Source organism: Modestobacter sp. VKM Ac-2984, assembly GCF_026967985.1.
Taxonomy (GTDB): domain Bacteria; phylum Actinomycetota; class Actinomycetes; order Mycobacteriales; family Geodermatophilaceae; genus Modestobacter.
The window spans coordinates 59,240-83,218 of sequence record NZ_JAPVBJ010000012.1 but is presented as its reverse complement, the minus strand read 5'-3'; the positions used below and the strand labels follow the sequence as shown (position 1 = coordinate 83,218).

Here is a 23,979-nt window from a genome sequence, read left to right as displayed (position 1 = left end):
GGGTGAAACCGCTGCCCCAGGCGCAGGCGGCAGGTGTAGGTGTGCAGGAGGCGAGGACACATCCAAACATGTGTCTTTCGATGTAGGCGGCGATGTGTCCTCGCTGGGTGTCCTGGTCTGGCCCCTCGTGGAGCCCAGGACGTCGAATCCCCGGCGTGCCGCACGAGGAGAGCAGCACGCGGCTCGTCGCCGGGCTGCCCGGTTGCCCCGCCGGCCTGCGGGCTGTGTGATGGGCATCACGTCCAGTACGCCCGGATGGACCATCGCGTGACCGCCAGCGTGTCGAGACGAGGAGCCCTCGTGTGCCAGCTCCGCACCACCCCACCACGGTCAGTCCAGCTCGGCCCGAGGAGTACGACGTGAGCGGCCCCGTGCGCTCGTCCGGGCAGGGCATCGCACGGTCCGTACCGGTGGCGGCGTCGACCACCGGCGGCGATCCCGATGCCGAGCCGGAGCGGATCGCCGAATCGGCTACCGGGCTGGACATGATCCTGACCGACGCTGCGCTCGGGCCGCTGCGCCGGTTGGTACCACCGGTCAGCAGCAGTCTCCGCTTCACCGCGGCGCTCGCCCGCCGTCCGCGCACCGTGCTCGGCCACACCGGCCGGCTCGTCGGGGAGTGGGGTCGCATCGGGCTCGGCCGTTCCGAGGTGGCGCCGAACGCCAAGGACAAGCGTTACGTCGACCCCGCATGGTCCGGCAACCCGGTGCTGAAGCGGGCCATGCAGGCGCACCTGGTGACGGCGCAGACGGCGGCCCGACTGGTCGACGACGCAGCCCTGCCCTGGGCCCACGACGAGCGGATCCGGTTCTCCGTGACCAACATCGTCGAGGCCCTGGCGCCCAGCAACAACCCGGCGTTGAACCCCTCGGCGTGGAAGACGGCGATCGACACGGGCGGGCGCAGCGCGGTGTCCGGCACCAGGCGGCTGGTCCGTGACCTGTCCTCGGCGCCCCGGGTGCCCTCGATGGTCGAGCCGGACGCCTTCGAGGTGGGTAAGGACCTGGCGCGCACCCCCGGCGTCGTCGTGTTGCGGACGCCGGTCTTCGAGCTGATCCAGTACCGGCCCACCACGCCGACGGTGCACGCCGTCCCACTGGTGATGGTGCCGCCGACGATCAACAAGTTCTACATCGCCGACCTCGCCGAGGGTCGCAGCATCGTCGAGCACGTCGTCGGCGGTGGGCAGCAGGTCTTCATGATGTCCTGGCGCAACCCCGACGCCAGGCACGCCGACTGGGGCCTGGACACCTACGGGCAGGCGGTGCTGGACGCCATGGCCGCGGCCGAGCGGATCGCCGGTGCGGAGCAGACCGGCCTGATGTCCTTCTGCTCCGGCGGCATCATCACCGCCATGGTGCTCGGCCACCTGGCTGCCGTCGGCCAGCAGGACCGCGTCGCGTCGGCCACTTTCGCGGTGACCGTGCTCGACCAGGCCCGGGGCGGCACGGTGGGGGCGTTCCTGGACGAGAAGTCCGCCGAGGCGGCCACCCGGGCGTCGGCGAAGAAGGGGTACCTGGACGGCGCGACGCTGGCGGAGGTCTTCGCCTGGCTGCGGCCCAACGACCTGATCTGGAACTACTGGGTCAACAACTACCTGCAGGGCAAGCCGCCGGCCGCGTTCGACATCCTCTTCTGGAACGCCGACACGACCCGGATGACCGCGGCGCTGCACCAGGGCTTCCTGGAGATGGCCGTGAGCAACTCCCTGACGAAGCCGGGGGCCGCCACCATGCTCGGCACGCCGGTCGACCTGTCCGCGGTCACCGTCGACGCCTACGTGGTCGCCGGGATCGCCGACCACCTCTGCCCCTGGCAGTCCTGCTACGCGACCACCCAGCTGCTCGGCGGCGACAGCCGCTTCGTGCTCTCCACCAGCGGGCACATCGCCTCGTTGGTGAACCCGCCCACCAACCCCAAGTCGACCTGGCGGACGGCCTCGCCCAACGTCCCGGACGCCGACGAGTGGCTCGCCTCGGCACAGACCGAGAAAGGGTCGTGGTGGACGGACTACACCCGGTGGGTGGCGGAGCGGTCCGGCGAGGAGGTCCCCGCCCCGACGGAGCTCGGCGGCGGGCGGCCCACCCTGGGCACAGCACCCGGCACGTACGTGTTCGACAAGTGAGCGGGGGACCGGAGCTGCGCACCTTCACCGTCGGGGGCCGGACGCTGCGCGTCTCGGTCCGGCCCGGCGACGGCACCCTGACGCCGCTGTTGCTGCTGAACGGCATCGGCGCCAGCCTGGAGGTCCTGCAGCCCTTCGTCGACGCGCTCGACCCGCGGCGTGAGGTGATCCGCTTCGACGTCCCGGGCGTGGGTGGCTCCCCGAAGCCGGTCCTGCCCTACACGATGATGACGTTCGCGCCGGTCGTCGCAGGGTTGCTCTCCCAGTTGGGCCACCGGGAGGCCGTCGACGTCCTCGGCTTCTCCTGGGGTGGCGGCCTGGCACAGCAGTTCGCCGTGCAGCACCGGCGGCGTTGTCGGCGGCTGGTGCTCGCCGCCACCGGGACGGGATCGCTCATGGTGCCGGCGCACCCACGGGTGCTGTCCAAGATGCTCACCCCGCGGCGGCACCGCGACCCCGACTACGCCCGCGACATCGCGGGGGAGATCTACGGCGGCACGATGCGGCAGCACCCCGAGCGTGCCGCCGAGGCGCTGCACGCCCAGTCGCGGCTGGGTCCGCGGCGCGGCTACTACTACCAGCTGGCGGCCGGCGCCGGCTGGACGAGCTTGCCGCTGCTCCGCATGATCCAGCAGCCGACGCTGGTCCTGGCCGGGGACGACGACCCGATCATCCCCGAGGTGAACCCCCGCCTGATGGCCCGGCTGATCCCGGGTGCGGAGCTGCACCTCTACCGCGGCGGACACCTCGCCCTGGTCACCGAGGCACCGGAGCTGGCGCCGGTCGTGGACCGCTTCCTGAGCTGACCCGGGGGCTGGGACCGGGTCTGGTCGGCGCCTCCGCCGTCGTGTCGTACCCCCGCCGTACGGTCGCGGCAGCTCCTCCACCCGGGGGAGGGGACGGGGGCAACGGTGTACGAGTCCGACGGCGCGCTGGTGGTCAGTGCCAGTGACCTGACCGGCTTCATCGAGTGCGAGCACCTCACCCGGCTCTCCCTCGAGGTCGCCCGCGGTTCCCGGAGCCGGCCGCCGGCGGTCGACCCGATGACCGAGCTGGTCGCCGCCCACGGCATGGCGCACGAGGAGCGGCACGTGCAGCGCCTGCGGGACCGGGGCCTGTCGGTCGTGGAGGTCACCGGGCCGTCGGGGAAGGACGCCGCCGGCCTGCACCGGGCCCAGGCCGAGACGCTCGCCGCGATGCGCGCCGGCGCGGACGTCGTCTACCAGGCCACCTTCTTCGACGGCACCTGGCGCGGGCACGCCGACTTCCTGCTCAAGCGCACCGACCGGGTCAGTGACCTGGGGGCCTGGGCCTACGACGTCGCCGACACCAAGCTGGCCCGCCGGATCAAGGTGCCGGCCCTGCTGCAGATGGCGCTGTACGGCGACCTGCTGGCCGGGCTGCAGGGCGTGCCGCCCGAGCTGCTCACGGTGGTCACCGGCGACCAGCAGGAGCTGGTGTTCCGGTACTCCGACGCGGAGGCCTACACCCGGGCCGCCCGCACCCGGTTCCTCGCCCGGCTCGCTGACGGGGAGCTGGCGCCGCCGTACCCGAACGCGCACTGCGGCGTCTGCCCCTGGCGGGAGACCTGCACCGCGCGCTGGCGCGAGGAGGACTCGCTGTCCCTCGTGGCCTTCATGCGCCGCGACCACGCGACCGCGCTGGTCGAGGCCGGTGTCCCGACCGTCACCGCGCTGGCCACCCGCACCCCCGACGAGCTGCCCGACGCCATCGGCCGCAGCTCGCGGGAGCGGCTCACCCAGCAGGCCCGGCTGCAGGTGCAGGAGCGCGAGTCCGGGCTGCCCACCTACGAGTTCCTGCCGCGCGAGCCGGGGCGCGGCTTCGAGCTGCTGCCGCCGCCGAGCGCCGGCGACCTGTTCTTCGACATCGAGGGCGATCCCTTCGCCGGCGACGCCGGGCTGGAGTACCTGTGGGGGGTCCTGGACACCGCCGGGGAGTTCACCGCCTTCTGGGGCTGCGACCCGGCCGCTGACGACCAGTCCGCTGCCGAGCGTCTCGCGTTCGAAGCGCTGGTCGACCACCTGACCGCAGCCCACGCCGCGGACCCGGCGATGCACGTCTTCCACTACGCGCCCTACGAGCCGACCCGGCTCAAGACGCTGTCGGCCCGGTTGCAGACCCGGGAGGCCGAGGTCGACCGGCTGCTGCGGGCCGACGTCCTCGTCGACCTCTACGCAGTGGTGCGCCAGGGGCTGCGGCTGAGCAAGGAGTCGTACTCGATCAAGCAGGTGGAGGACTACTACCGCGGGCACACCCGCGTGCACGGCGCCGACGTGTCGGACGCCGGGGAGAGCATCGTCGCCTTCGAACGCTGGCTCGCCACCCGCGACCAGGCGCTGCTCGACCAGATCGAGGCCTACAACCGCGACGACTGCGTCTCCACCCGGGAGCTGCGCGACTGGCTGGAGGCCCGGCGCACCGAGCTGCTCGCCTCCGGTGCGCGGCTGGTCCGGCCGGAGGACGGCGACCCGGACGGCTCCGCGGAGAACGCCGCGGCTCAGGAGCTGCGCGAGGAGCTGGAGCTCCGGCTGACCGCCGGGCTGCCCGACACCGACCGGACCCCGGAGCAGGAGGCCACCTGGCTGCTGGCCCAGCAGCTGGGCTGGCACGCCCGGGAGGCTCGCTCGGCCTGGTGGGAGTACTTCCGGCTGCGTGACCTGGCCGCGGACGACCTGGAGCGGGAGACCCCGGCGCTGGGCCCGCTGGAGGCGCCCGAGCTGGTCGGTGCGGCGCAGCGGTCACAGCACTGGCGCTACCGGTTCCCGCCGCAGGAGACCAAGGTGTCGGCCGGCAACCGGTACGAGCACCTGCTGCCCGCCGCGGACGGGAAGCGGCTCACCAGCTCGGTCGTCGACATCGACCCGACCGCCGGCTGGGTGGTGCTGGCGCGCGGCGCGGCCGCCGCCCTCGAGCACCCGACCGGTCTGCTGCCCACCTCGCCGCCGAGCGACAAGCTCTTCCGGGCCGCGCTCACCGACCTCGGCGAGCAGGTGGCGGGCAGCGGCATCGACGCCCCGGGTCCCGTCCGATCGGCCCGTGACCTGCTGCTGCGCCGGCCGCCACGGCTGCTCGCCGGGGCACCGCAGCGGGAGCCCGGGGAGGAGTCGGCGGCCGCGGTGCGCCGGCTGGCCGGGCTGCTCGACGGCGGAGTGCTGGCGGTCCAGGGCCCGCCGGGAGCGGGGAAGACGTACACCGGCGCCCGCGCCGTCGTCGACCTGGTCCGCGCCGGCAAGCGGGTGGGCGTGACCGCCTCCAGCCACAAGGTGATCGGCAACCTGCTCGACGCGGTGATGGCGGCCGCCCGGGAGGCCGGGGTGCCGGTCCGGGCGCTGCAGAAGGCCGATGAGCTGCAGCGGTGCCGCGACGCCGACGTGCAGTGCGTCGGCTCCAACGGCCAGGTCGTCGACGCCCTCGACGGTGGGGACGTCGACCTGGTGGCCGGGACGTCGTGGCTGTTCGCCCGTCCGGAGCTGGCCGGCCGGCTGGACGTGCTGGTCGTCGACGAGGCCGGGCAGCTGTCCCTGGCCAACACGCTGGCGGTGAGCCGGGCCGCGACCAACCTGGTGCTGCTCGGTGACCCGCAGCAGCTGCGCCAGCCCGGCCGGGGCATCCACCCCGACGGCGCCGACGTCTCCGCACTGCAGCACGTACTGGGCGAGCAGGAGGTGCTCACCGCCGACCGGGGGGTGTTCCTGGACCGCAGCTGGCGGATGGCGCCGGCGCTGTGCCGGGTGGTCTCCGGGCTGTCCTACGGCGGGGAGCTGCAGCCGGCGCCGGTCACGGCCGACAACGAGCTCGACGCCCCGGCCCGGTGGGCGGCACCGGCCGGGATCGGCTGGGTGCCGGTGGTGCACGAGGGCAACGGCTCCGCCTCCCCGGAGGAGGCGGCCGTCGTCGCCGAGCTCGTCGCCGGGCTGATGGGCCGGAGCTGGCGGACCGGCGGGGTCGAGCGGGTGATGGGGCCGGCCGACGTCCTGGTCGTCACGCCGTACAACGCGCAGGTCAACCAGGTGCGCAGCGCACTCGCCGCGGTCGGGCTGGGTGAGGTGGAGGTCGGCACGGTGGACAAGTTCCAGGGCCGGGAGGCGGCGGTGGCCGTCTTCACCCTGGCCGCCTCCAGTGGTGCCCACGTGCCCCGGCGGCTGGACTTCCTGCTCGACCGGCACCGGCTGAACGTGGCGCTGTCCCGCGCCAAGACCGTCGCCTACCTGGTCGGCAGCCCGGCGCTGCTCACCTCACCGGTGCAGACGCCGGAGCAGCTGCGGCTGGTCAACGGCCTGTGCCGGCTCGTCGAGATCGCCACCGCGGCGGCCCGGCCCGCACCGCAGGCCCCGGCCGTCGCCCAGGTGTGAGTGCGGCGGGGGTCGACCTCCGGCGCGCCCCGGACCCCTCGTCAGCTCCGGTGCGGGCCCGCTTCCGCCGGCGCGGCCGGCGGGACACCGCGCCGGAGCTCGCCGTCCGCCGGCGCCTGCACGCCCGAGGCGTCCGCTACCGAGTCGACGTCCGGCCCTGCCGGGAGACCCGCGCCCGCGGTGACCTGGTGTGGAAGGGCCGGCGCCTCGTCGTCTTCATCGACGGATGAAGGACCTCTCTGCCCCCACCGCTCGCAAGCTCGCGGCGGGCCCCTGCAGAGAGGCCGGGTGGGCGGCGAAGTTGACCGCCAACCTCGTCCGGGACCGGCGCACCGACGCGGTGCTGACCGAGCTGGGGTGGCGGGTCCTCCGGTTCTGGGAGCACGAGGACCCGGAGTCGGTCGCGGACGTCATCTGCGCCGCGCTGGGGCGGGCGCCGCACACCCGGTGAGCCGCTCCGTGCCGCCGATCTCTGTCGAGACGTTCCCTCGGCAGCCTGGTTAGGCTAGCCTCACCATTGTCCGGCTGCGCACGAGTCGGTCACGACGAGCACGGGAGAAGCGATGTCCACGGCGATGCCCGGACGTGCCGGAACGGCGGTTCTCGAGAGCCCGGCCGAGCCGCAACCGGTGGTCCAGCAGCCGGTCACCGCGCCGGAGTACCGCTTCTTCGCCGTCACGGTGCAGCGCGTCGAGCGGCTGAGCCCCAGCTTCCTGCGGATCACCCTCACCGGCCCGGAGCTCACCGGCTTCGGTGCGGCAGGCGCCGACCAGCGGATCAAGCTGGTGCTCTCCCGGGACGGCGCCCCGGTGACCGACCTGCTCACCGACGGCCCGGGCTGGTACGCGGACTACTGCGCCCTCCCCGACGACCGCCGCCCGTACCTGCGCACCTACACCGTGCGCGCCGCCCGCCCCCAGCTCGGCGAGCTGGACGTCGACGTCGTCCTGCACGGGGTCGAGGACGGGCACCCCGGCCCGGCCGCCAGCTGGGCCGCCGCCGCCGTCCCGGGCGACCCGATCGTGGTGCTCGGCCCCGACCGGCCCGGTCCGGGCGGGGCGGCCTCCGGCCGGCCCTGGGGCGTCGAGTGGGCCCCGCCGGCCGACGGCACCCTGTTCCTCGCCGGGGACGAGACCGCCGTCCCGGCGATCAGCGCGATCGTGGAGTCGCTGCCCGCCGGCCGGCGCACCGTCGCCGTGCTTGAGGTCCCCGAGGCCGGGGACGTGCTGTCGCTCACGGTGCCGCCGGGGGTCGAGGTCCGCTGGCTGGTCCGCGGCGGACGCGCCCGCGGCGAGGCGCTCGGCCCGGCCGTGCACGCTGCGCTCTGCGAGCTCGGCGTCGCCGCGCGCACCGCAGGGCAGGACCCCGAGGACGTCGACCTGGAGGGCGGCATCCTCTGGGAGGTGCCCGAGCGCCGGCCCGACGGCTGCTACGCCTGGCTGGCCGGGGAGGCGGGCATGGTCAAGAAGCTGCGCCGCCGGCTGGTCCGCGACCTCGGCGTCCCGCGCACCGCGGTGGCCTTCATGGGCTACTGGCGGCTGGGGGCGGCAGAGGGCAGCTGACCTCGCTACGGTCGGTGCTGTGCTCCGTCTCCTGCTCCTGCTGCTCCTCGTCTGGGTCGCCGTGACCGTGATCGGGATGGTCGTGGAGGGCCTGTTCTGGCTGGCCATCGTCGGGCTGCTCTTCTTCGTCGCCACCGCGGTGCTCGGCGCCTCACGACGCCGATGACGGTTCTGCTGGTCGACGTCGCCAACACCGTCGGGTCCCGGCCCGACGGCTGGTGGCGCGACCGGGCCGGCGCCACCGCCCGGCTGCTGGAGCAGCTGGCCGCGCTGCCCGGCCGGGACCTGGCCGGCCCGGACGGCGAACCGGTCCTGGTGACCGCGCTGGTCGCGGTGGTCGAGGGCCAGGCCCGGGAGGTCGAGGCCCCGGCCGGACTCCGGCTGGTCCGGGCGCCCGGGAGCGGCGACGACGCGCTGGCCGCGACCGCCGCCGACCTCGCCGACGGCGACGACGACCTGCTGGTGGTCACCGCGGACCGGGGACTGCGGGAGCGGCTCCCGGACACCGCCCGGGTCTCGGGACCCGGCTGGCTGCTGGCCGCGGCCGAGGAGTCCGGCCCGGCGACCTGAGCCGCGCGACCGCCGCGCCGGGACCGGGCAGGCTGGGGCCATGACCTTCCCCCTCAGCCCGCCGGCCGCGGTGCGTGCCGCCTCGGGCCTGGCCGCGAGCGCGCTCGCCGCCGTCCGCCCCGATCAGCTCACCGCACCCACGCCGTGCGGCGACTACGACGTCCGCGCGCTGGTCGACCACCTGGCCTGGGCCGCCCTGCTGTCCCAGCGCGCCGCAACCGGGATGCCGCTGGAGCACGACGGGAGCAGCCTGCGGCCGGCCCCGTTCCTGGACGGCGTCCCGGTCGAGCAGTGGGCCGGCGCCGTCCCCGTCGAACTGGACACCGCGGCCGACGCCTGGGCCGACCCCGCCGCCTGGGAGGGGGAGACGCTGCTGGGCGCCACCCCGATGCCCGCCGGCGTCGTCGGCCCGCTGATGCTCGCCGAGTTCGCGCTGCACGGCTGGGACCTGGCCCGGGCGGTCGGCGCGGGCTACGGGGTCCCGGCCGAGCTGGGGGAGGCGGTGCTGGCGGCGGTCGCGCCGCTGGCGCCGATGGGCCGGGACGGCGGCTGGTACGGACCCGCGGTCGCGGTACCGGCCGACGCCCCGGCCTTCGACCGGGCGCTCGGGCTCACCGGCCGCGACCCCGGCTGGCGAGCCTGACCGATCAGTCGAGGACCTTGACCACGCGCAGCCGGGTGGAGCGCCGGCGTCCGGGCAGGCAGGCGGCGAGGGCCAGGAGCACGGCCACGCCGTCCTCGATCAGCGCGGCCTGCCAGTCCGGCATCAGGTCCGCTGCCCAGCGCCGCCAGGCCAGGCCGCCGAAGGACCCGGCGGCGGCACCGGCGGCCCCGGCCAGCACCGGCAGCGCCGCGTTCTGCCCCTGACGCCGGGCCAGGAGCCCCGCGCCGCCGGCCCCGCTGGCCAGGCGTGAGGGGAGGACCGCAGGACTGGTCCGCGGCGGGATGCCCGGCTGCTTGTCGGCGTAGACCTCGCCGCCCACGGAGAGCAGGGAGCCCAGCTTCTTGACGACGCCGGTGTCGGCGGCGGTGAGCGTCGGCGCGGCCAGCCCGAGGGAGCTGCGGCACCCGGCCGCCGTACCGAGCAGCAGTGACCGCGCGACCAGCCCGGCCGACGCGCGCTGCTTCACCAGGACCCGCTCCTTGCGCGTCGGCAGCCCGGAGACGACGGCCTGCACCGCGGCGCCGTACGCGAGGTGGGGCACCGCGTCGGCCGCCCACTCCGAGGCCGTCCAGGTGCGCGGATCGGTCACGCCCAGCGCCGCCGTCGGGCCGTCGGTGGCCGCCATCGCGGCAGCACCGGTGACGACCGCGCCGACCGGTCCGGGCATCCGCACCCCGCCGGCGCGGGCCAGGCTGGCCAGCAGGCCGACGCCGAGGCCGTTGCCGATCCCCAACAGCGCACCGAGGCCACTGGTCCGGGCCTCCCGCGCCGCGCCCCTGCCGGGCACGTCCACCCCGGCGGCGGAGGCGAGCGCAGCGGCGGTCCGGTCCGGCACGCTGCTGGCCGGACGGCCGCGACGCAGCATGTCGACGTAGGTGACGGCGTTGAGGGCGGTGGTGCCGGCGGCGCCGGCGAGCAGCCCACGAGCGAAGGTCCCGGTCATGTCCTGACCCTCGGTCCCCGGCGCTGGTCCGGCAACCGCAGGGGCGGTCGGGACGTGCGTTGCGACACCGTGCGCGCTCTCACGCCGGCTGGACACCGGATGGACACGCATTGCGCACATCCGAGTGGCACCGTGGAACCCAGCGCCCGAGGTCGTGTGCTCCCCGACCCCCGCCAGCCGTTCCGCGGTGCTGCGCGCCCACTCCCCGAAGGTCTCCCATGGTCATCTCTGTGCCCTCGCGTCCCCCTGCCCAGGCTCCGGGTCTGCTCCGTTCGGCGTTCGCCCGGGCGCTCCCACCGACCGCCCCACCCTCGCTGCGCCGGCTGCGGGTCGCCGTCGCCCTCCTCTTCGGTCTCGACGGCTTCGTGTTCGGCAGCTGGGCCGCCCGGGTCCCCGACGTCAGCGCCGCCACCGGCGCCGGTCACACCGCCCTGGGCATCGCGCTGCTGTGCCTGTCGCTCGGCGCACTCGCCTGCATGCAGGCCACCGGCGCGCTGTGCGCCCGGTTCGGCACCGGACGGCTGGCGGCGCTGGCCGGCGTGGCGGCGAGCGTGAGCGCCGTCCTGCCCGGGCTGGCCGGCACCGTCCCGGCGCTGTGCGCCGGGCTGTTCCTGTTCGGCGCCGTCACCGGTGCGGTGAACGTCGCCGCCAACAGCGTCGGCGTGGAGGTCGAGGCCCGCGCCGGGCGGCCGCTGCTGTCCGGCCTGCACGCCGCGTTCAGCGGCGGCGGCCTGGTGGGTGCCCTGGTCGGCGGGCTGGCCTCCGCCGTGATGGGGGTCGCGCCGCACCTGGCGGGCGTGGCGATCGTCGGCCTGGTCGCGATGGCCTGGGCCGGGCCGGTGCTCGTCCGCGGCGATGCGCCCCGGCCCCTGCCGGCGGCCGACCCGCTCGCCCCGGACACCGGCGGTGCACCTCCTGGCCCCCGTCCCACGGGCGTCCTGGTGCTGCTGGGTGCGGTCGCCGGGGCGACCGCGTACGGCGAGGGCGCGCTGAGCGACTGGGGTGCACTGCACCTGCGCGAGCAGCTGGCCGCCGCCCCCGCCCTGGCGGCGGCCGGGTACGCCGGCTTCTCCTCGGCGATGGCCGCCGGCCGGCTGGCCGGTGGGCGGCTGGTCCTCGCCCTGGGTGAGCGGCGGCTGCTGGTCGGCGGGTCACTGCTGGCCGCGGCCGGCGCGCTGACCGCGGTGACGACGACGTCGCTGCCGGTCGCGCTGGCCGGCTTCGTGCTCGTCGGTCTCGGGCTGGCCAACGTCTTCCCGCTGGCCATCGCCCGGGCCGGTGCCCTCGGTGGGCCCTCGGGCGTCGCGCTGTCCACCACGGTCGGGTACACCGGCCTGCTCGGTGGTCCGCCGGTGATCGGCTTCCTCGCCGAGCACGCCGGGCTGCCCGCCGCGCTGGGCACGGTGGCGTTGATGGCGGTGCTGGCCGCGGTGCTGGTGCTCGGCATCGAGGGCGAGCAGGTGCGGCGCCCGGTGCTGCCCCGCCGGGGATGGACCTACCCGGTGCTGTTCGGCCGGCGTCCGGTGGCGGTCGTGCTGCGCCCGGTGGGCGTGGTGCTCCGCCCGGCCGCGGCCCGGGTGAACGTCGGCGCCTGCAGCTACGTGCGCGACCTGCAGCTGCTCGAGGTCGGCTGACCGCAGCCAGGTCACGGGGGCCCCGCGGGGCCGGGTGTGAACAACGTGTTCCAGCACGTCGCACCCCGTTGACCGGCGGGGGCGAGGGGGACACGCTGGCCGCGCCTGATGCTCCCGCCTGATGCGGGGGCCATGAGCCGGAGGCCTGCAGATGACCGTCGAACCCGCGCCCGCCCGAGCAGCACACGGACCGGGGCGGGGGGTCGAGGCGGAGGCGGTCGACGTCGGCTACCTGGAGAAGCGGCAGCTCCGCGGCGGCACCGCCGGTTGGGTGCTGCTGGCCGGCCTCGGCGTCGCCGCGGTCATCTCCGGCGACTACGCCGGCTGGAACTTCGGGCTGGCCGAGGGCGGCTTCGGCGGGCTGCTGATCGCCGTCGTCCTGATGGCGGTCATGTACTCGGCGATGGTCTTCGGCCTGGCTGAGCTGGGCTCGGCGCTGCCGACCGCCGGGGGCGGCTACACGTTCGCCCGGCGGGCGCTGGGCCCGTGGGGCGGCTACGCGACCGGCGTCGCCGTGCTCATCGAGTACGCGATCGCCCCCGCGGCCATCGCCACCTTCATCGGCGCCTACGTCGAGTCGCTCGGCCTGTTCGGCATCACCGACGGCTGGTGGGTGTACCTCGCGGCCTACGGCCTGTTCATCGGCATCCACCTGCTGGGCGTCGGTGAGGCGCTGAAGGTGATGCTGGTGATCGCCGCGGTCGCCGTCGCCGGCCTGGTGCTCTACCTGGTCGGGGCCGTCCCCGCCTTCGACGCGGCCAACCTGACCGACATCGCGCCCACCGACGCAGCCGGTGCCTCGGAGTTCCTGCCGTTCGGCGTGATGGGCGTCTGGGCGGCCTTCCCGTTCGCCATCTGGTTCTTCCTCGCGGTGGAGTGCGTGCCGCTGGCGTCGGAGGAGGCCAAGGACCCGGCCCGGAGCATGCCCCGGGGGATCGTCGCCGCGATGGGCCTGCTGCTGGTCCTGGCGGTGCTGATGCTGGTGTTCACCGCCGGTGCCGGGGGGTCGGAGGCGATGTCGGCCAGCGGGAACCCGCCGGTGGAGGCGCTCGAGGTCGCGGGGGCCTCCAGCGGGCTCACGACGGTGATCAACTACGCCGGGCTGGTCGGCCTGGTCGCCAGCTTCTTCTCGATCATCTACGCCTACTCCCGGCAGACGTTCGCGCTCTCCCGCGCCGGCTACCTGCCTCGCGCCCTGTCGGTGACCAACTCCCGCAAGGCGCCGACGCTGGCCCTGCTGGTGCCCGGCGCCATCGGCTTCGCGCTCTCGCTGACCGGCCAGGGCGCGATGCTGCTGAACATGGCGGTCTTCGGGGCCACGGTCTCCTACGTGCTGATGATGGTGAGCCACATCGTGCTGCGCCGCCGCGAGCCGGAGCTGCACCGGCCGTACCGCACGCCCGGCGGCACGGTCACCACCGGCGTGGCCCTGGTGCTCGCCGCCGCGGCGGTGCTGGCGACCTTCCTGGTCGACCCGGTCGCCGCGGGCTGGACGTTGGCGGCGTACGCGGTGTTCCTCGGGTACTTCGCCCTCTACAGCCGCCACCACCTGGTCGCCTCGGCACCGGAGGAGGAGTTCGCGCTGCTGGCCGCCGCGGAGGAGGACGTGCGATGACCGTCCGCCGGACGACGCTGGGCGGGCACACCCACGAGTTCCGCTCGCTGACCGACGTGCTGGCGAAGGCGACGCCGGCCCGCTCCGGTGACGTGCTCGCCGGGGTGGCGGCGGAGTCGCAGGCCCAGCGGGTCGCCGCCCAGCACGTGCTGGCCGACGTCCCGCTGACCACCTTCCTGACCGAGCCGGTGGTCGGCTACGACGAGGACGACGTCACCCGGCTGATCCTGGACACCCACGACCCGGCCGCCTTCGCCCCGGTCGCCGCGCTCACGGTCGGCGGGTTCCGCGACTGGCTGCTGGCTCGGGCGGCCGAGCGGGACGAGGTGGCGATCTCCTCCCTGGCCCGCGGGCTCACCCCGGAGATGGTGGCGGCGGTGTCCAAGGTGATGCGCAACGCCGACCTGATCGCGGTCGCCCGCCGGACCAGGGTGGTCACCGGCCTGCGCAGCACGCTCGGGCTGCCCGGCCGGCTGGCGTCCCGGCTGCAGCCCAACCACCCCACCGACGACGCCGTCGGGGTGACCGCCTCGATCCTGGACGGGCTGCTGCATGGCTGCGGGGACGCCGTCATCGGGATCAACCCGGCCACCGACTCCCCGGCGCAGACGATCGCGCTGCTGGAGCTGGTCGACGCGGTGATCAGCCGCTACGAGATCCCCACCCAGTCCTGCGTCCTCGCGCACGTGACCACCACGCTGCGGGCGCTGGAGGCCGGGGCGCCGGTCGACCTGGTCTTCCAGTCCGTCGCCGGCACCCAGGCCGGCAACCGCGGCTTCGGCGTCACCCTCGACCTGCTCGCCGAGGCCCGGGCGGGCGCGCTGGAGCTGGGCCGGGGCACGGTGGGCAGCAACGTGACCTACTTCGAGACCGGGCAGGGCTCGGCGCTGTCGGCCGACGCGCACCACGGCGTCGACGGCCCGGTCGACCAGCAGACCCTGGAGTGCCGCGCCTACGGGGTGGCCCGGCACTTCGACCCGCTGCTGGTCAACACCGTCGTCGGGTTCATCGGGCCGGAGTACCTCTACGACGGCAAGCAGGTGATCCGGGCCGGGCTGGAGGACCACTTCTGCGGCAAGCTGCTGGGCCTGCCGATGGGCGTGGACGTCTGCTACACCAACCACACCGACGTCGACGGCGACGACACCGACACCCTCACCCTGCTGCTGGGCGCGGCGGGCTGCTCGTTCGTCATCGCCGTCCCGGGCTCGGACGACGTGATGCTGCACTACCAGTCGCTGTCGTTCACCGACGTGCTCACCGCCCGGTCGGTGCTCGACCTGCGGCCGGCCCCGGAGTTCGAGGCGTGGCTGGCGATGATGGACCTGCTCGACGACGCCGGCCACGTCCGCGAGCTGACCCCCGAGGCGCCCGCGGCCCGCGCCCTGCTCGCCGCCGCCCGTCCATGACCGACCTCCAGGGCCGGAGTCGCGACTTCGGCCCCTCGGACGACCCGTGGGCGGTGTTGCGGGACGCGACCCGGGCCCGGGTGGCGCTGGGCCGGGCCGGGGACGGGCTGCCGACGTCCCGGGAGCTGGAGTTCCGCGCCGCGCACGCGGCCGCCCGCGACGCCGTGCACACCGCCCTGGACGCCGACCGGGTGCGCGCGGCGCTGACCGGGGCCCGGGTCGGGCTCGACGTGCTGGAGGTGCACAGCCAGGCACCCGACCGGGCCACCTACCTGCAGCGCCCGGACCTGGGCCGGCGGCTCGCCCCGGACACCGAGCTGCCCGGCGGCGCGTACGACCTGGCGCTGGTGCTGGCCGACGGGCTGTCCCCGCGGGCCGTGCACGAGCACGCGGCCGGCACGGTGGCGGCGGTGCTGGACCGGCTGCCCGGGTGGTCGGTCGCCCCGCTGGTCCTCGCGCACCAGGCGCGGGTGGCCCTCGGCGACCCGGTGGGCGAGGCGCTGGGCGCGGGGATCGTCGTCGTCGCCGTGGGGGAGCGGCCGGGGCTGAGCTCCGCGGACAGCCTCGGTCTGTACCTCACCCACGGGCCGCGGCCCGGGCGGGCGGACTCCGAGCGCAACTGCATCTCCAACGTCCGGCCACCGCACGGCCTCGGCTACGCCCAGGCCGCCGACACCCTGGTCGCGCTGCTCCAGGCCTCCCGCCAGCTGGGCGCCTCCGGCGTCGTCCTCAAGGACGAGGGGACGACGCTCCCCCCGGGCGCGGGCTGAAGGACCCTCTCTCCCCCCACCCCTCGCGAGCTCGGGGCGGGCCCCTGAGAGAGGGCCGTCAGAAGCGGCGGAGGGGCCCGACCCGCATCACCGTGCTGAGCAGCGCCTCCATCGGGTGGCGCTGCGGCCGCTCGACCTCGGCCGGCCAGTCCGGGACGAGGTCCGGGTCGGCGTCGGCGGTCGCGACCTCCGCCACCCGGCCCTGCAGCCGGGCGCGCACCTCCTCCGGCGTGTAGGACCGGCGGTGGCGTTCGTGGCGGAGCAGGACGGTGCCGGTCGCGGCAACGCCGACGATCCCGGCGACTCCGAGCAGCTTCGAGAGGCGCATGAGCCGTTACGGTAGTGGTGTGGCTCACTCCCGCGCTGTGTTCCGCACCTCCTCCGCCCGCGTCCTGCCGCTGCACGACGCCGTCGAGCTCACCCGGACCGGCGACGTCTGGGTCTTCCGGGGCACCTCACTGGCCGACCGGGCCATCCGGACGGTCACCAACGCCCCGGTCAACCACGTCGGCATGGCCGTCGTCCTGGAGGACCTGCCGCCGTTGCTCTGGCACGCCGAGCTGGGGCACTCCCTGGCCGACGTGTGGTCCGGCCGGCACCAGCGCGGGGTCCAGCTGCACGACCTGTCCGACGCGGTCTGCGTCTGGAAGAAGCGGTACGGCCAGCAGGCCTGGCTGCGCCAGCTGGTCGGCCCGGCCGACGACGGCGGGGTGCCGCGGGAGATGGAGGACGCCGTGCTGCGCACCATCGCCCGGCTCGACGGCAAGCCGTTCCCCACCACCCGGCACCTGGCCCACGGCTGGGTCAACGGCAAGCTGCGCCGGCACCAGACGAACGACACGGTCTTCTGCGCCGAGCTGGTCGCCACCACCTACACGGCGATGGGCCTGCTGCCGAAGAACCGGCCGCTCAACGCCTACGACCCGGGCAGCTTCTGGTCCGGCGACGACCTGCCGCTGGTCGACGCCGAGCTGGGCCCGGAGATCCAGGTCGACGTCCCGGAGGGGCCGCCCTGCGACTGAGGCCGGCTCAGACCCGGACCCAGCGCTCCACGAGCGCCACGATCGCGCCCTGCTTGGCGGCCACGTCGGCGGAGTCGCCCAGCGTCAGGACGGCGCGGTCGGTGTCGGCCCAGCGCAGCAGCCCGGTGTCGTCACCGAACGCGAAGCCCGCGGTCTCCTCGGGCTTCACGCCGCGGTGGAAGACCAGCTGCAGGTGGTCTTCCGGGAACAGCCGGAAGGTCACCCGGTCCACGCCCCGGGCGCAGAAGCTCGGCGCCCGCCACTTCACGTGCTCGGTGAGCTCGGCGTCCGAGGCCATGATCGCCGCGCGGAGCCGGCGGACGTCGTCGGCGCGTGGGTGGTCCAGGGTGTCGAGGAACTCCTCGACCGTCGGCTGCGCCATGTGCCCAGCGTGCCTCATCCGCAAGGCCGGTCAGGGCGCGCCGGGCCGCCCGAGGACGTCGGCGGTCACCAGCCGGCCGCTGACCAGGTCCGCCGCCACCGAGTCGACCGAGCGCCCCGTGGCCCAGGCGTGCGCCCGCAGCACGTCCAGCGCGGCGTCGGCGGCGGCGTCCAAGGACAGGCTGAGCGACCCGACCGCCCGCCAGACGACGGCCCGGCGGACCGCGGCCGGGCTGCGCAGCCAGCCGGGTCCCTGGCCGTCCGACCGGGGCGACCACACGAGGGCATCGCTGAGCGCGTCCGACACCAGCTGACCCACGGCGAGGGCGACGGACACGTCGAGCCGCCGGACGTCGTCGGGGTCGGTGAGGAAGAGGTCCAGCGCCCCCGCCCCGGCCAGCGCCCCCGGGACGGGCAGGGAGACGACGCCGCGGTAGGGGGTGGTGGACACCAGCGCGTCGGCGAACGCGGGCCACCGCCGGCGGAGCTCCTCCTCGCCGGCGAGCACCGGCTCACCCGAGGCGTGCGCCAGCAGGCAGGGGCCGGTGCCCACGGTGAACTGCAGCCGCTCGGCCCGGCCGGCCTCCGGAGAGCTCGCGCCCAGCGGGCAGCGTCCGCGGGTGCCGGTCAGCACGCTGAGGCCGGCGCCGTCCACGGTGAGCACCCGGGCGGCGGTCCGGGCCAGCCGATCGGGGAGCAGGTGCCCGTCGTCGTCCGCCGCCGCGGTCGCCTCCTCGGCGGCGGCCGCGGCGGCGAAGCGCTGGGCCAGGGTCATGCCCCAGACGTGCCGCGGCGGTGGCCGCAGCAAACCGGTCAGCGGCGCGCCGTGGCCGGGGTGTGCTCGGCGGCCGCACCGGCCAGCCGCAGCACGCTGTCGCGCTCCTCGGCCAGCGCCGGGTCGTGGGTCACGCAGACGACGAGCCTGCCGGCCAGGGCCCGGCGCAGGTCGGCCACCAGGGCGGCGGCCGTCGGCGGGTCCAGGTGGGCGGTCGGTTCGTCCAGCAGCACGACGTCGCGGTCGGCCAGCAGCGCCCGGGCCACCGCCAGCCGCCGGCGCTCGCCCCCGGACAGCGAGGTGCCGCCCGCGCCCACCGGCGTGTCCAGCCCGGCCGGGAGGCCGGCCAGCAGCGCGCCGAGCCCGGCGTCGGTCAGGGCCCGGCGCATCGCCGCCTCGCCGTCGTCGCCGGTGAGCTCACCGCGGGGGCGGGCCAGCGCGAGGTTGGCCCGCAGCGTCGCGTCGAAGACGTGCGCGTCCTGCGGGCACCAGGCGATGGCGGCCTGCACGTCGACCCGGGTCAGCCGGTCGGCGGGCACCGGGCGGCGCCCGTCGCCCAGGACGTAGTCGCCGGCGGCCGGGCGCAGGGAGGCCATCAGCACCGACAGCAGCGTCGACTTGCCCGAGCCCGACGGGCCGGTGACGACGAGCCAGCCGGACCCGGCGGTCGCGACGACATCCAGGTCGCGCAGCACTCCCGGGCGGCCCGGCCAGCCGGCGGTCAGGTGCTCCAGCGCCAGCTCGCGCACCGGCCGCGGCGGGCTCAACCGGTCGGCGGGTGCGGGGTCGGTGGCCACCGGCTCGGCGAGGACGCCGTCGATCCGGGCGCGCGCGTCCCGCCAGGCCAGCCGGTGGCGCTGCGCGGCCCCCAGTGCGGTCAGCGGCTCGAGCAGCGCCAGGGGCGCCAGCGCGAGGATCGCCGCAGTGGGTGCGGAGAGCTCCCCGGCGCGGACGCTCACCGCAGCGACGGCCAGCGCGCCGACGGCGGCGGCTCCGGTGGTTAGCACCGCCAGCGCGTCGCCCAGCGCGGTGGCCGTGGCGCCGGCCTGGGCCGAGCGGCCCTGCCGGCGGCCCAGCGCGTCGAGCCGGTCGACGGCCGTGCCGGTGAGCCCGTGCGCGCGCAGGTCACCGGCGGCCTCGAGCGTCGCGCTGGTCTGCCGCAGGGTGACCGTGCGCAGCTCGGCGGCGTGCCGGGCGCCGCCCCGGTCGGCCCAGCGGTGCACGCCGAGCAGGCCCAGCACCGCAACGACGACCAGCGCGGCCACCAGGGCACCGGCCCGCGGGTCGAGCAGGGCCAGCACCGCCGCCGTCCCGGCGAGCACGACGCCGGAGACCAGCGGCGGGGTGACCACCCGGACGGAGAGGTCCTGCAGCAGGCCGACGTCCCCGACGACCCGGGCCAGGGCCCGGCCGGGGGTGCGGTCGGCGGCCGGGCCCTGCGCGACCAGGGCGCGCCACACCTGCAGTCGGGTGCCCGACGCCAGCTGGAAGGCGGCGTCGTGGCCGGCCAGCCGCTCCAGCCAGCGCAGCAGTGCCCGGCCCAGTCCTGATGCCCGGACGGCGACGATCGCCACCATCAGGGTGAGGATCGGCGGCTGCTCGGCGGCCCGGACGATCAGCCAGCCCGAGACCGCGGTCAGCGCGACGCCGAAGGCGCTGGAGGCGGTGCCGGCGGCGACCGCCTTCAGCACGGCGCGCCGCGGCCAGCCGAGTCCTGCCGTGCCACGGTCCGCCTCGGGCGCGGCTGCGGGCTCGGCGACGGCGGCCGGCAGCGCACCGGCGTCAGCGGTCCCCGTGCGCGCGGGGGCGGGGACGCTGGTGAGCGGTGGGAGTGCGGTGCGGCCGGCGAGCTCGACGGTCCGGTCGGCGAGGGCGGCCAGCGCCGGTGAGTGGGTGACCAGCACGGTGCACAGCGACCCGCGCAGCCGGACCAGCAGCTCGGCGACCTGCGCGGTGCTCGCCGCGTCCAGCGACGCCGTCGGCTCGTCGAGCAGCAGCACCCGGGCCCCCCGCTGCACCCGGACCAGCGCCCGGGCCAGCGCAACCCGCTGCAGCTCGCCGGGGGAGAGGGTGCGGCAGGCGCGCTCGCGCAGGTGGCCGGCGTCCAGCCAGGCCAGCGCGGTGTCGGCCAGGTCGGTGGCCGACTCCTCCGGCACGTCCCCGGCGTGCCGGCGCAGTTCATCGAGGACGGTGTCGGCGACGGTGTGCGGGAACTGGGGGACGACGGCGACGTCGTCGGGCCGCAGCACCACCCCGTCGACCTGCGCGGTCGCCCCGTCGAGGAGCTGCCCGGCCAGGACGGCGAGCACGGTGGACTTGCCGGACCCGCTCGGCCCGCGCAGGGCCACCAGCTCACCCGGTGCCACCTCGAACGAGGCGCCGTCGACGGCGGGCAGGTCGCGGCCGGGGAAGGCGACGGTGAGCCCGTCGACGGTGATCCCGCGCAGCTGTCCGGCCGGGGTCGCGCTCAGCACCGGCCGGGGGGCGGGGGCGGCGAGCACCGCACGCGCGGCGGCGGCGGCCTCGGCGGCGTCCTCGGAGGCGTGGTGCGCCGAGCCCAGCGCCCGCAGCGGCGCGAACGCCTCCGGGGCGAGCAGCAGGGCGAGCAGGCCGACGTCCAGGCCGATGTCCCCGTGCACCAGCCGCACGCCGACGGTCACCGCGACCAGCGCGACCGACAGGGTGGCCAGCACCTCGAGGACCAGGGAGGAGAGGAAGGCGATCCGCAGGGTGGCCAGCGTGCGCCGGCGGTGGGTCTCGCCGAGGTCGGCCAGGGTCGAGAGCTGGTCGGCGGCGCGGCCCAGCCCGACCAGCACCGGCAGGCCGCGGACCAGCTCGGCGACGTGGCCGGCGATCCGGTCCAGCGCCCGGGCCGCCTCGACGGTCCGGTCCCGGGTGTGCAGCCCGACCAGTGCCATGAACAGCGGCACCAGCGGCAGGGTGAGCGCCACCAGCAGCGCGGAGAGCCAGTCGGTCACCCCCAGGACGACCAGCAGCACCGGCGGGACGACGATCGTCTGGGCGAGCGCCGGCAGGTAGGTGGCCAGCGCCGGGCCCAGGTCGTGCAGCCGGGTGGTGGCCAGCACCGCTGCCGGCCCGCTGCCGCCGGCGGCGGCGACCGCCTCACCCTCGCCGTCGAGCAGCCGCGTCAGCAGCCGGCGGCGCAGCGTGTCCTCGGCCCGCCGGGCGTCCCGGGTGGCCAGCACGCTGCCCAGCCCGCCGGCGGCCGCGCGGATCCCGACGCCGAGCAGCGCCACGAGCAGCGACGTCCCGGGGGTGGCGCCGTCGGCGACGTCCGCGACGGCGCGGGCCAGCCCGGCCGCCAGCAGGACGACGCCGACGGTCTGCCCGAGCGCGGCGACTGCGGCCCGCACCAGCGCCCCGGTCAGCCCGGGCACCCCGGCGAGCGCCCCCAGCGGCCCCCGCCCCCGCTCTGCACCACCAAAATGGCCATTGTGGTGGCTGTCAGGCGGGGTCATGCGCTCACCTGCTCCTCGGCGGCGGTCTGCGGGGTCTCCGGGTCGGCGGTCAGCCGCTTGCGGAAGACCCAGTAGGTCCAGGCCTGGTAGCCCAGCACCACGGGCAGCCCGACGCCGGCGGCCCAGGTCATCACGGTCAGCGTGTAGTCGCTGACCGAGGCCTCGGCGATGGTGACGTCGAAGGCCGGGTCGATCGAGGAGACGACGACCACCGGGTAGACGGCGCCGAAGATCGTCGCCGCCGAGGCGAGCATGACGACGGCCCAGGCGGTGAAGGCCGGGCCCTCCCGGTCGACCCGGATGCTCGCCCAGGCGACCAGCACCGCCAGCGCGGCGACCAGCCACAGCACCGCGGTGACGGCGGTGCCCTCGCGCAGCTGCACCAGACCGGCCCAGGCCAGCAGCGGCAGCGCGGCGACGAGCGACCAGCGGCGGGCGAAGGCGCGCGCGGCCAGCCGCACCGGACCCTCGGTCTTCAGCGCCAGGAAGACGGCACCGTGCACCATCGAGTACGCCAGCACGGCGACCCCGCCCAGCAGCGCCGACCAGGTCACGCCGGCGAAGGCGCCGCCGACCCGGACGCCGTCGCCGTCGATCGGCAGGCCCAGCGTGGTGCCGCCCAGCGCCGCGCCGATGCCGAGCGCGGCGATCAGTGAGCCGGCGGTGATCACGTTGGTCCAGGTGCTGTCCCACTGCGCGGTGTGGTGCGAGTGCCGCCACTCGAAGGCCACGGCCCGGATGATCAGGCCGAAGAGCACCAGCACGAACGGCAGGTACAGCGCCGGCAGCCAGGTGGCGTACCAGCCGGGGAAGGCAGCGAAGACCGCGCCGGCGGCGGTGATCAGCCAGACCTCGTTGCCGTCCCAGAGCGGGCCGATGCTGCGCAGCATCAGGTGCCGGTCGGCGGGCTTGCGGCCGATCACCGGGAGCAGGGCGGCGACGCCGAAGTCGAAGCCCTCCAGCAGGAGGAAGCCGGTCCAGAGCACCGCGACCGCGGCGAACCAGAGTGTCTGCAGGTCCATGTCCGTGTCTCTCTGTCTCGGGCCGGGTCAGTACGCGAAGGAGAGGACGCCGTCGTCCTCGGGCCGCCGGGTGCTCGCGCTCCCGGGGGTCACGTCGGAGTCCGGATCGCCGTCAGGGGTGTGGCCCGGGGTCGGGGCACCGTCGCTGGTGGTCACCCCGCGGCGGACGAAGTTCACGATCAGCCAGAGCTCCACCACGGCCAGGGCGCCGTACACGAGCGTCAGGGTGATCAGCGACGTCCAGACCTCGGCGGCGCTGATGCCGGGGGAGACGGCCTGCGCGGTGAAGAAGTAGACCTGGTCCTCGCGCGGCACGTCCGGGTTCGGGTAGACGACGAAGGGCTGACGGCCCATCTCGGTGAAGATCCACCCGGCGGCGTTGGCGACGAACGGCGCGCCCACCGCGAGCAGCGCGCCGTAGACGCCGATCTTCGACGTCGGCACCCGGCCCCGGCGGGTGGCCCACAGTGCGTAGGCCGCCACCCCGGCCGAGAGCATGCCCATGCCGATCATCAGCCGGAAGTTCCAGTAGGTGACCGCCAGCAGCGGCGTGTAGTCGATCGGCTCGCCGGCCTTGTCCCCGAAGGACGGGTCGTCGGGGTAGGTCGCCCCGTAGGCCGCCGCGTACTCCTCCTGCAGCTGGTTGACCCCGGGCACCGCGGTCTCGAAGTCACCGTGCGCCAGGTAGGAAAGCAGGGCCGGGACGGTCCAGGAGTGGACGTCGTCGCACTCGTTGCTGCCCAGCTTGCCGAAGGCGAAGACCGAGAACGGCGCCGGCGCCTCGGTCTCGCAGAGCGCCTCGGCCGAGGACATCTTCAACGGCTGCTGCTGGTACATGAGCTTGGCCTGGTAGTCCCCGGTGATCGCGACCAGCACGAACGCGATGAGGGAGGCGTAGCCGCCGATCCGCACCGAGCGGCGCCACACGGCGTGGTCGACGTCCTCGGGGGAGGCGCCGGCCAGCCGGCGCTTGCGCAGGTGCCACAGGCCGATGCCGACCAGCAGCGCGGCGGCCACCATCAGCGCGCCGACGATGGTGTGGCTGAACGCGGCCAGCGCGGTGTTGTTGCTGAGGACGGCGAGGAAGTCGACCTGCTCCGGCCGGCCGGTGGCGTCGTCGGTCACGACCCCGACCGGGTGCTGCATCCAGGAGTTGGCCGCGATGATGAAGTACGCGCTGACGATCGAGCCGATCACCGCTGCCCAGAGCGCGGCGAGGTGCACCTTCTTCGGGATCCGGCCCCAGCCGAAGATCCACAGGCCGAGGAAGGTCGACTCGAGGAAGAAGGCCAGCAGCGCCTCCAGTGCCAGCAACGACCCGAAGACGTCGCCGACGAAGCGGCTGTAGGCGCTCCAGGCCAGACCGAACTGGAACTCCTGGACCAGCCCGGTGGCCACTCCGAGGACGAAGTTGATCAGGTAGATCCGGCCCCAGAAGCGGGTCATCCGGAGCCACTCGGGCTTGTCCGTCCGCACCCACATCGTGTGCATGACCACGAGCAGGATCCCGAGCCCGATGGTCAGCGGGACCATCAGGAAGTGGTAGACGGTGGTGATCCCGAACTGCCAGCGCGCTACGTCCAGGACGTCCACGGCTTGGTGCCTCCCTGCCTCGTACGATCGGCGCGTAGTCT

General features: G+C 75.4%; 21 protein-coding genes. 14 read left to right on the top strand and 7 right to left on the bottom strand.

The window, feature by feature from the left end; all coding sequences use genetic code 11:
* The first annotated feature begins 359 nt into the window (after window positions 1–359).
* The 9 genes from O2W16_RS20975 to O2W16_RS20935 all read left to right on the top strand — a co-directional run bounded on the left by O2W16_RS20975 (window position 360) and on the right by O2W16_RS20935 (window position 9,274).
* Complete coding sequence (locus O2W16_RS20975) at window positions 360–2,126, top strand: PHA/PHB synthase family protein (protein WP_269160782.1); 1,767 nt, start codon at window positions 360–362, stop codon at window positions 2,124–2,126.
* Window positions 2,123–2,932: a poly(3-hydroxyalkanoate) depolymerase gene (gene phaZ / locus O2W16_RS20970; protein WP_269160781.1), complete on the top strand. Its 810-nt coding sequence runs from the start codon at window positions 2,123–2,125 to the stop codon at window positions 2,930–2,932. The genes O2W16_RS20975 and phaZ overlap by 4 nt, the downstream gene beginning before the upstream one ends.
* Window positions 2,933–3,037: 105 nt before the next feature.
* Window positions 3,038–6,499, top strand: a complete 3,462-nt coding sequence (locus O2W16_RS20965; RefSeq protein ID WP_269160780.1) for a TM0106 family RecB-like putative nuclease — start codon at window positions 3,038–3,040, stop codon at window positions 6,497–6,499.
* 50 nt (window positions 6,500–6,549) lie between these two features.
* A complete protein-coding gene (locus O2W16_RS20960; RefSeq protein WP_269160779.1) occupies window positions 6,550–6,729 on the top strand; it encodes a hypothetical protein in 180 nt (59 codons plus the stop codon).
* A gap of 71 nt (window positions 6,730–6,800) precedes the next feature.
* Complete coding sequence (locus O2W16_RS20955; protein ID WP_269160778.1) at window positions 6,801–6,950, top strand: DUF559 domain-containing protein; 150 nt, start codon at window positions 6,801–6,803, stop codon at window positions 6,948–6,950.
* A 178-nt stretch (window positions 6,951–7,128) separates the two neighbouring features.
* Complete coding sequence (locus tag O2W16_RS20950; RefSeq protein WP_269160777.1) at window positions 7,129–8,061, top strand: siderophore-interacting protein; 933 nt, start codon at window positions 7,129–7,131, stop codon at window positions 8,059–8,061.
* Between the two features lie 19 nt (window positions 8,062–8,080).
* Window positions 8,081–8,227, top strand: a complete 147-nt coding sequence (locus tag O2W16_RS20945) for a hypothetical protein (protein WP_269160776.1) — start codon at window positions 8,081–8,083, stop codon at window positions 8,225–8,227.
* On the top strand, window positions 8,224–8,631 hold the full coding sequence (locus O2W16_RS20940) for a hypothetical protein (protein WP_269160775.1): 408 nt from the start codon (window positions 8,224–8,226) through the stop codon (window positions 8,629–8,631). Before O2W16_RS20945 ends, O2W16_RS20940 begins: the two co-directional genes overlap by 4 nt.
* Before the next feature lie 40 nt (window positions 8,632–8,671).
* On the top strand, window positions 8,672–9,274 hold the full coding sequence (locus O2W16_RS20935; RefSeq protein ID WP_269160774.1) for a TIGR03086 family metal-binding protein: 603 nt from the start codon (window positions 8,672–8,674) through the stop codon (window positions 9,272–9,274).
* A gap of 4 nt (window positions 9,275–9,278) precedes the next feature.
* Here the strand turns inward: O2W16_RS20935 and O2W16_RS20930 are convergent, their stop codons facing one another.
* Window positions 9,279–10,238, bottom strand: a complete 960-nt coding sequence (locus O2W16_RS20930) for a hypothetical protein (RefSeq protein WP_269160773.1) — start codon at window positions 10,236–10,238, stop codon at window positions 9,279–9,281.
* A 218-nt stretch (window positions 10,239–10,456) separates the two neighbouring features.
* Here O2W16_RS20930 and O2W16_RS20925 point away from each other — a divergent pair, with 218 nt between their 5' ends.
* The 4 genes from O2W16_RS20925 to eutC all read left to right on the top strand — a co-directional run bounded on the left by O2W16_RS20925 (window position 10,457) and on the right by eutC (window position 15,666).
* Window positions 10,457–11,872, top strand: coding sequence for an MFS transporter (locus O2W16_RS20925; RefSeq protein ID WP_269160772.1), 1,416 nt, complete (start codon window positions 10,457–10,459; stop codon window positions 11,870–11,872).
* Between the two features lie 151 nt (window positions 11,873–12,023).
* Entirely contained in the window at window positions 12,024–13,487 is a 1,464-nt protein-coding gene (gene eat, locus O2W16_RS20920; RefSeq protein ID WP_269160771.1) for an ethanolamine permease, read from the top strand.
* Entirely contained in the window at window positions 13,484–14,896 is a 1,413-nt protein-coding gene (locus tag O2W16_RS20915) for an ethanolamine ammonia-lyase subunit EutB (protein WP_269160770.1), read from the top strand. Before eat ends, O2W16_RS20915 begins: the two co-directional genes overlap by 4 nt.
* A complete protein-coding gene (eutC, locus tag O2W16_RS20910; protein ID WP_269160769.1) occupies window positions 14,893–15,666 on the top strand; it encodes an ethanolamine ammonia-lyase subunit EutC in 774 nt (257 codons plus the stop codon). The genes O2W16_RS20915 and eutC overlap by 4 nt, the downstream gene beginning before the upstream one ends.
* Before the next feature lie 58 nt (window positions 15,667–15,724).
* On the opposite strand, the gene O2W16_RS20905 is transcribed toward eutC, so the two are convergent.
* Window positions 15,725–15,994, bottom strand: a complete 270-nt coding sequence (locus O2W16_RS20905) for a hypothetical protein (protein ID WP_269160768.1) — start codon at window positions 15,992–15,994, stop codon at window positions 15,725–15,727.
* A 19-nt stretch (window positions 15,995–16,013) separates the two neighbouring features.
* Here O2W16_RS20905 and O2W16_RS20900 point away from each other — a divergent pair, with 19 nt between their 5' ends.
* Window positions 16,014–16,688: a hypothetical protein gene (locus O2W16_RS20900; RefSeq protein ID WP_269160767.1), complete on the top strand. Its 675-nt coding sequence runs from the start codon at window positions 16,014–16,016 to the stop codon at window positions 16,686–16,688.
* A gap of 7 nt (window positions 16,689–16,695) precedes the next feature.
* On the opposite strand, the gene O2W16_RS20895 is transcribed toward O2W16_RS20900, so the two are convergent.
* From O2W16_RS20895 to O2W16_RS20875, 5 genes are read right to left on the bottom strand one after another with little or no spacing between them, the layout of a single operon-like run.
* Window positions 16,696–17,070 (bottom strand): DUF1801 domain-containing protein, encoded by a 375-nt coding sequence (locus tag O2W16_RS20895; protein ID WP_269160766.1) that lies wholly within the window; start codon window positions 17,068–17,070, stop codon window positions 16,696–16,698.
* A gap of 30 nt (window positions 17,071–17,100) precedes the next feature.
* Window positions 17,101–17,844, bottom strand: a complete 744-nt coding sequence (locus O2W16_RS20890) for a GAF domain-containing protein (protein WP_269160765.1) — start codon at window positions 17,842–17,844, stop codon at window positions 17,101–17,103.
* A 38-nt stretch (window positions 17,845–17,882) separates the two neighbouring features.
* Entirely contained in the window at window positions 17,883–21,323 is a 3,441-nt protein-coding gene (gene cydC / locus O2W16_RS20885) for a thiol reductant ABC exporter subunit CydC (RefSeq protein ID WP_269160764.1), read from the bottom strand.
* Window positions 21,320–22,345 carry a cytochrome d ubiquinol oxidase subunit II gene (gene cydB, locus O2W16_RS20880; protein ID WP_269160763.1) on the bottom strand — a complete coding sequence of 342 codons (1,026 nt, stop codon included), beginning with the start codon at window positions 22,343–22,345 and terminating at the stop codon, window positions 21,320–21,322. The genes cydC and cydB overlap by 4 nt, the downstream gene beginning before the upstream one ends.
* Window positions 22,346–22,372: 27 nt before the next feature.
* Window positions 22,373–23,938 carry a cytochrome ubiquinol oxidase subunit I gene (locus tag O2W16_RS20875; RefSeq protein WP_269160762.1) on the bottom strand — a complete coding sequence of 522 codons (1,566 nt, stop codon included), beginning with the start codon at window positions 23,936–23,938 and terminating at the stop codon, window positions 22,373–22,375.
* Window positions 23,939–23,979: the final 41 nt, after the last annotated feature.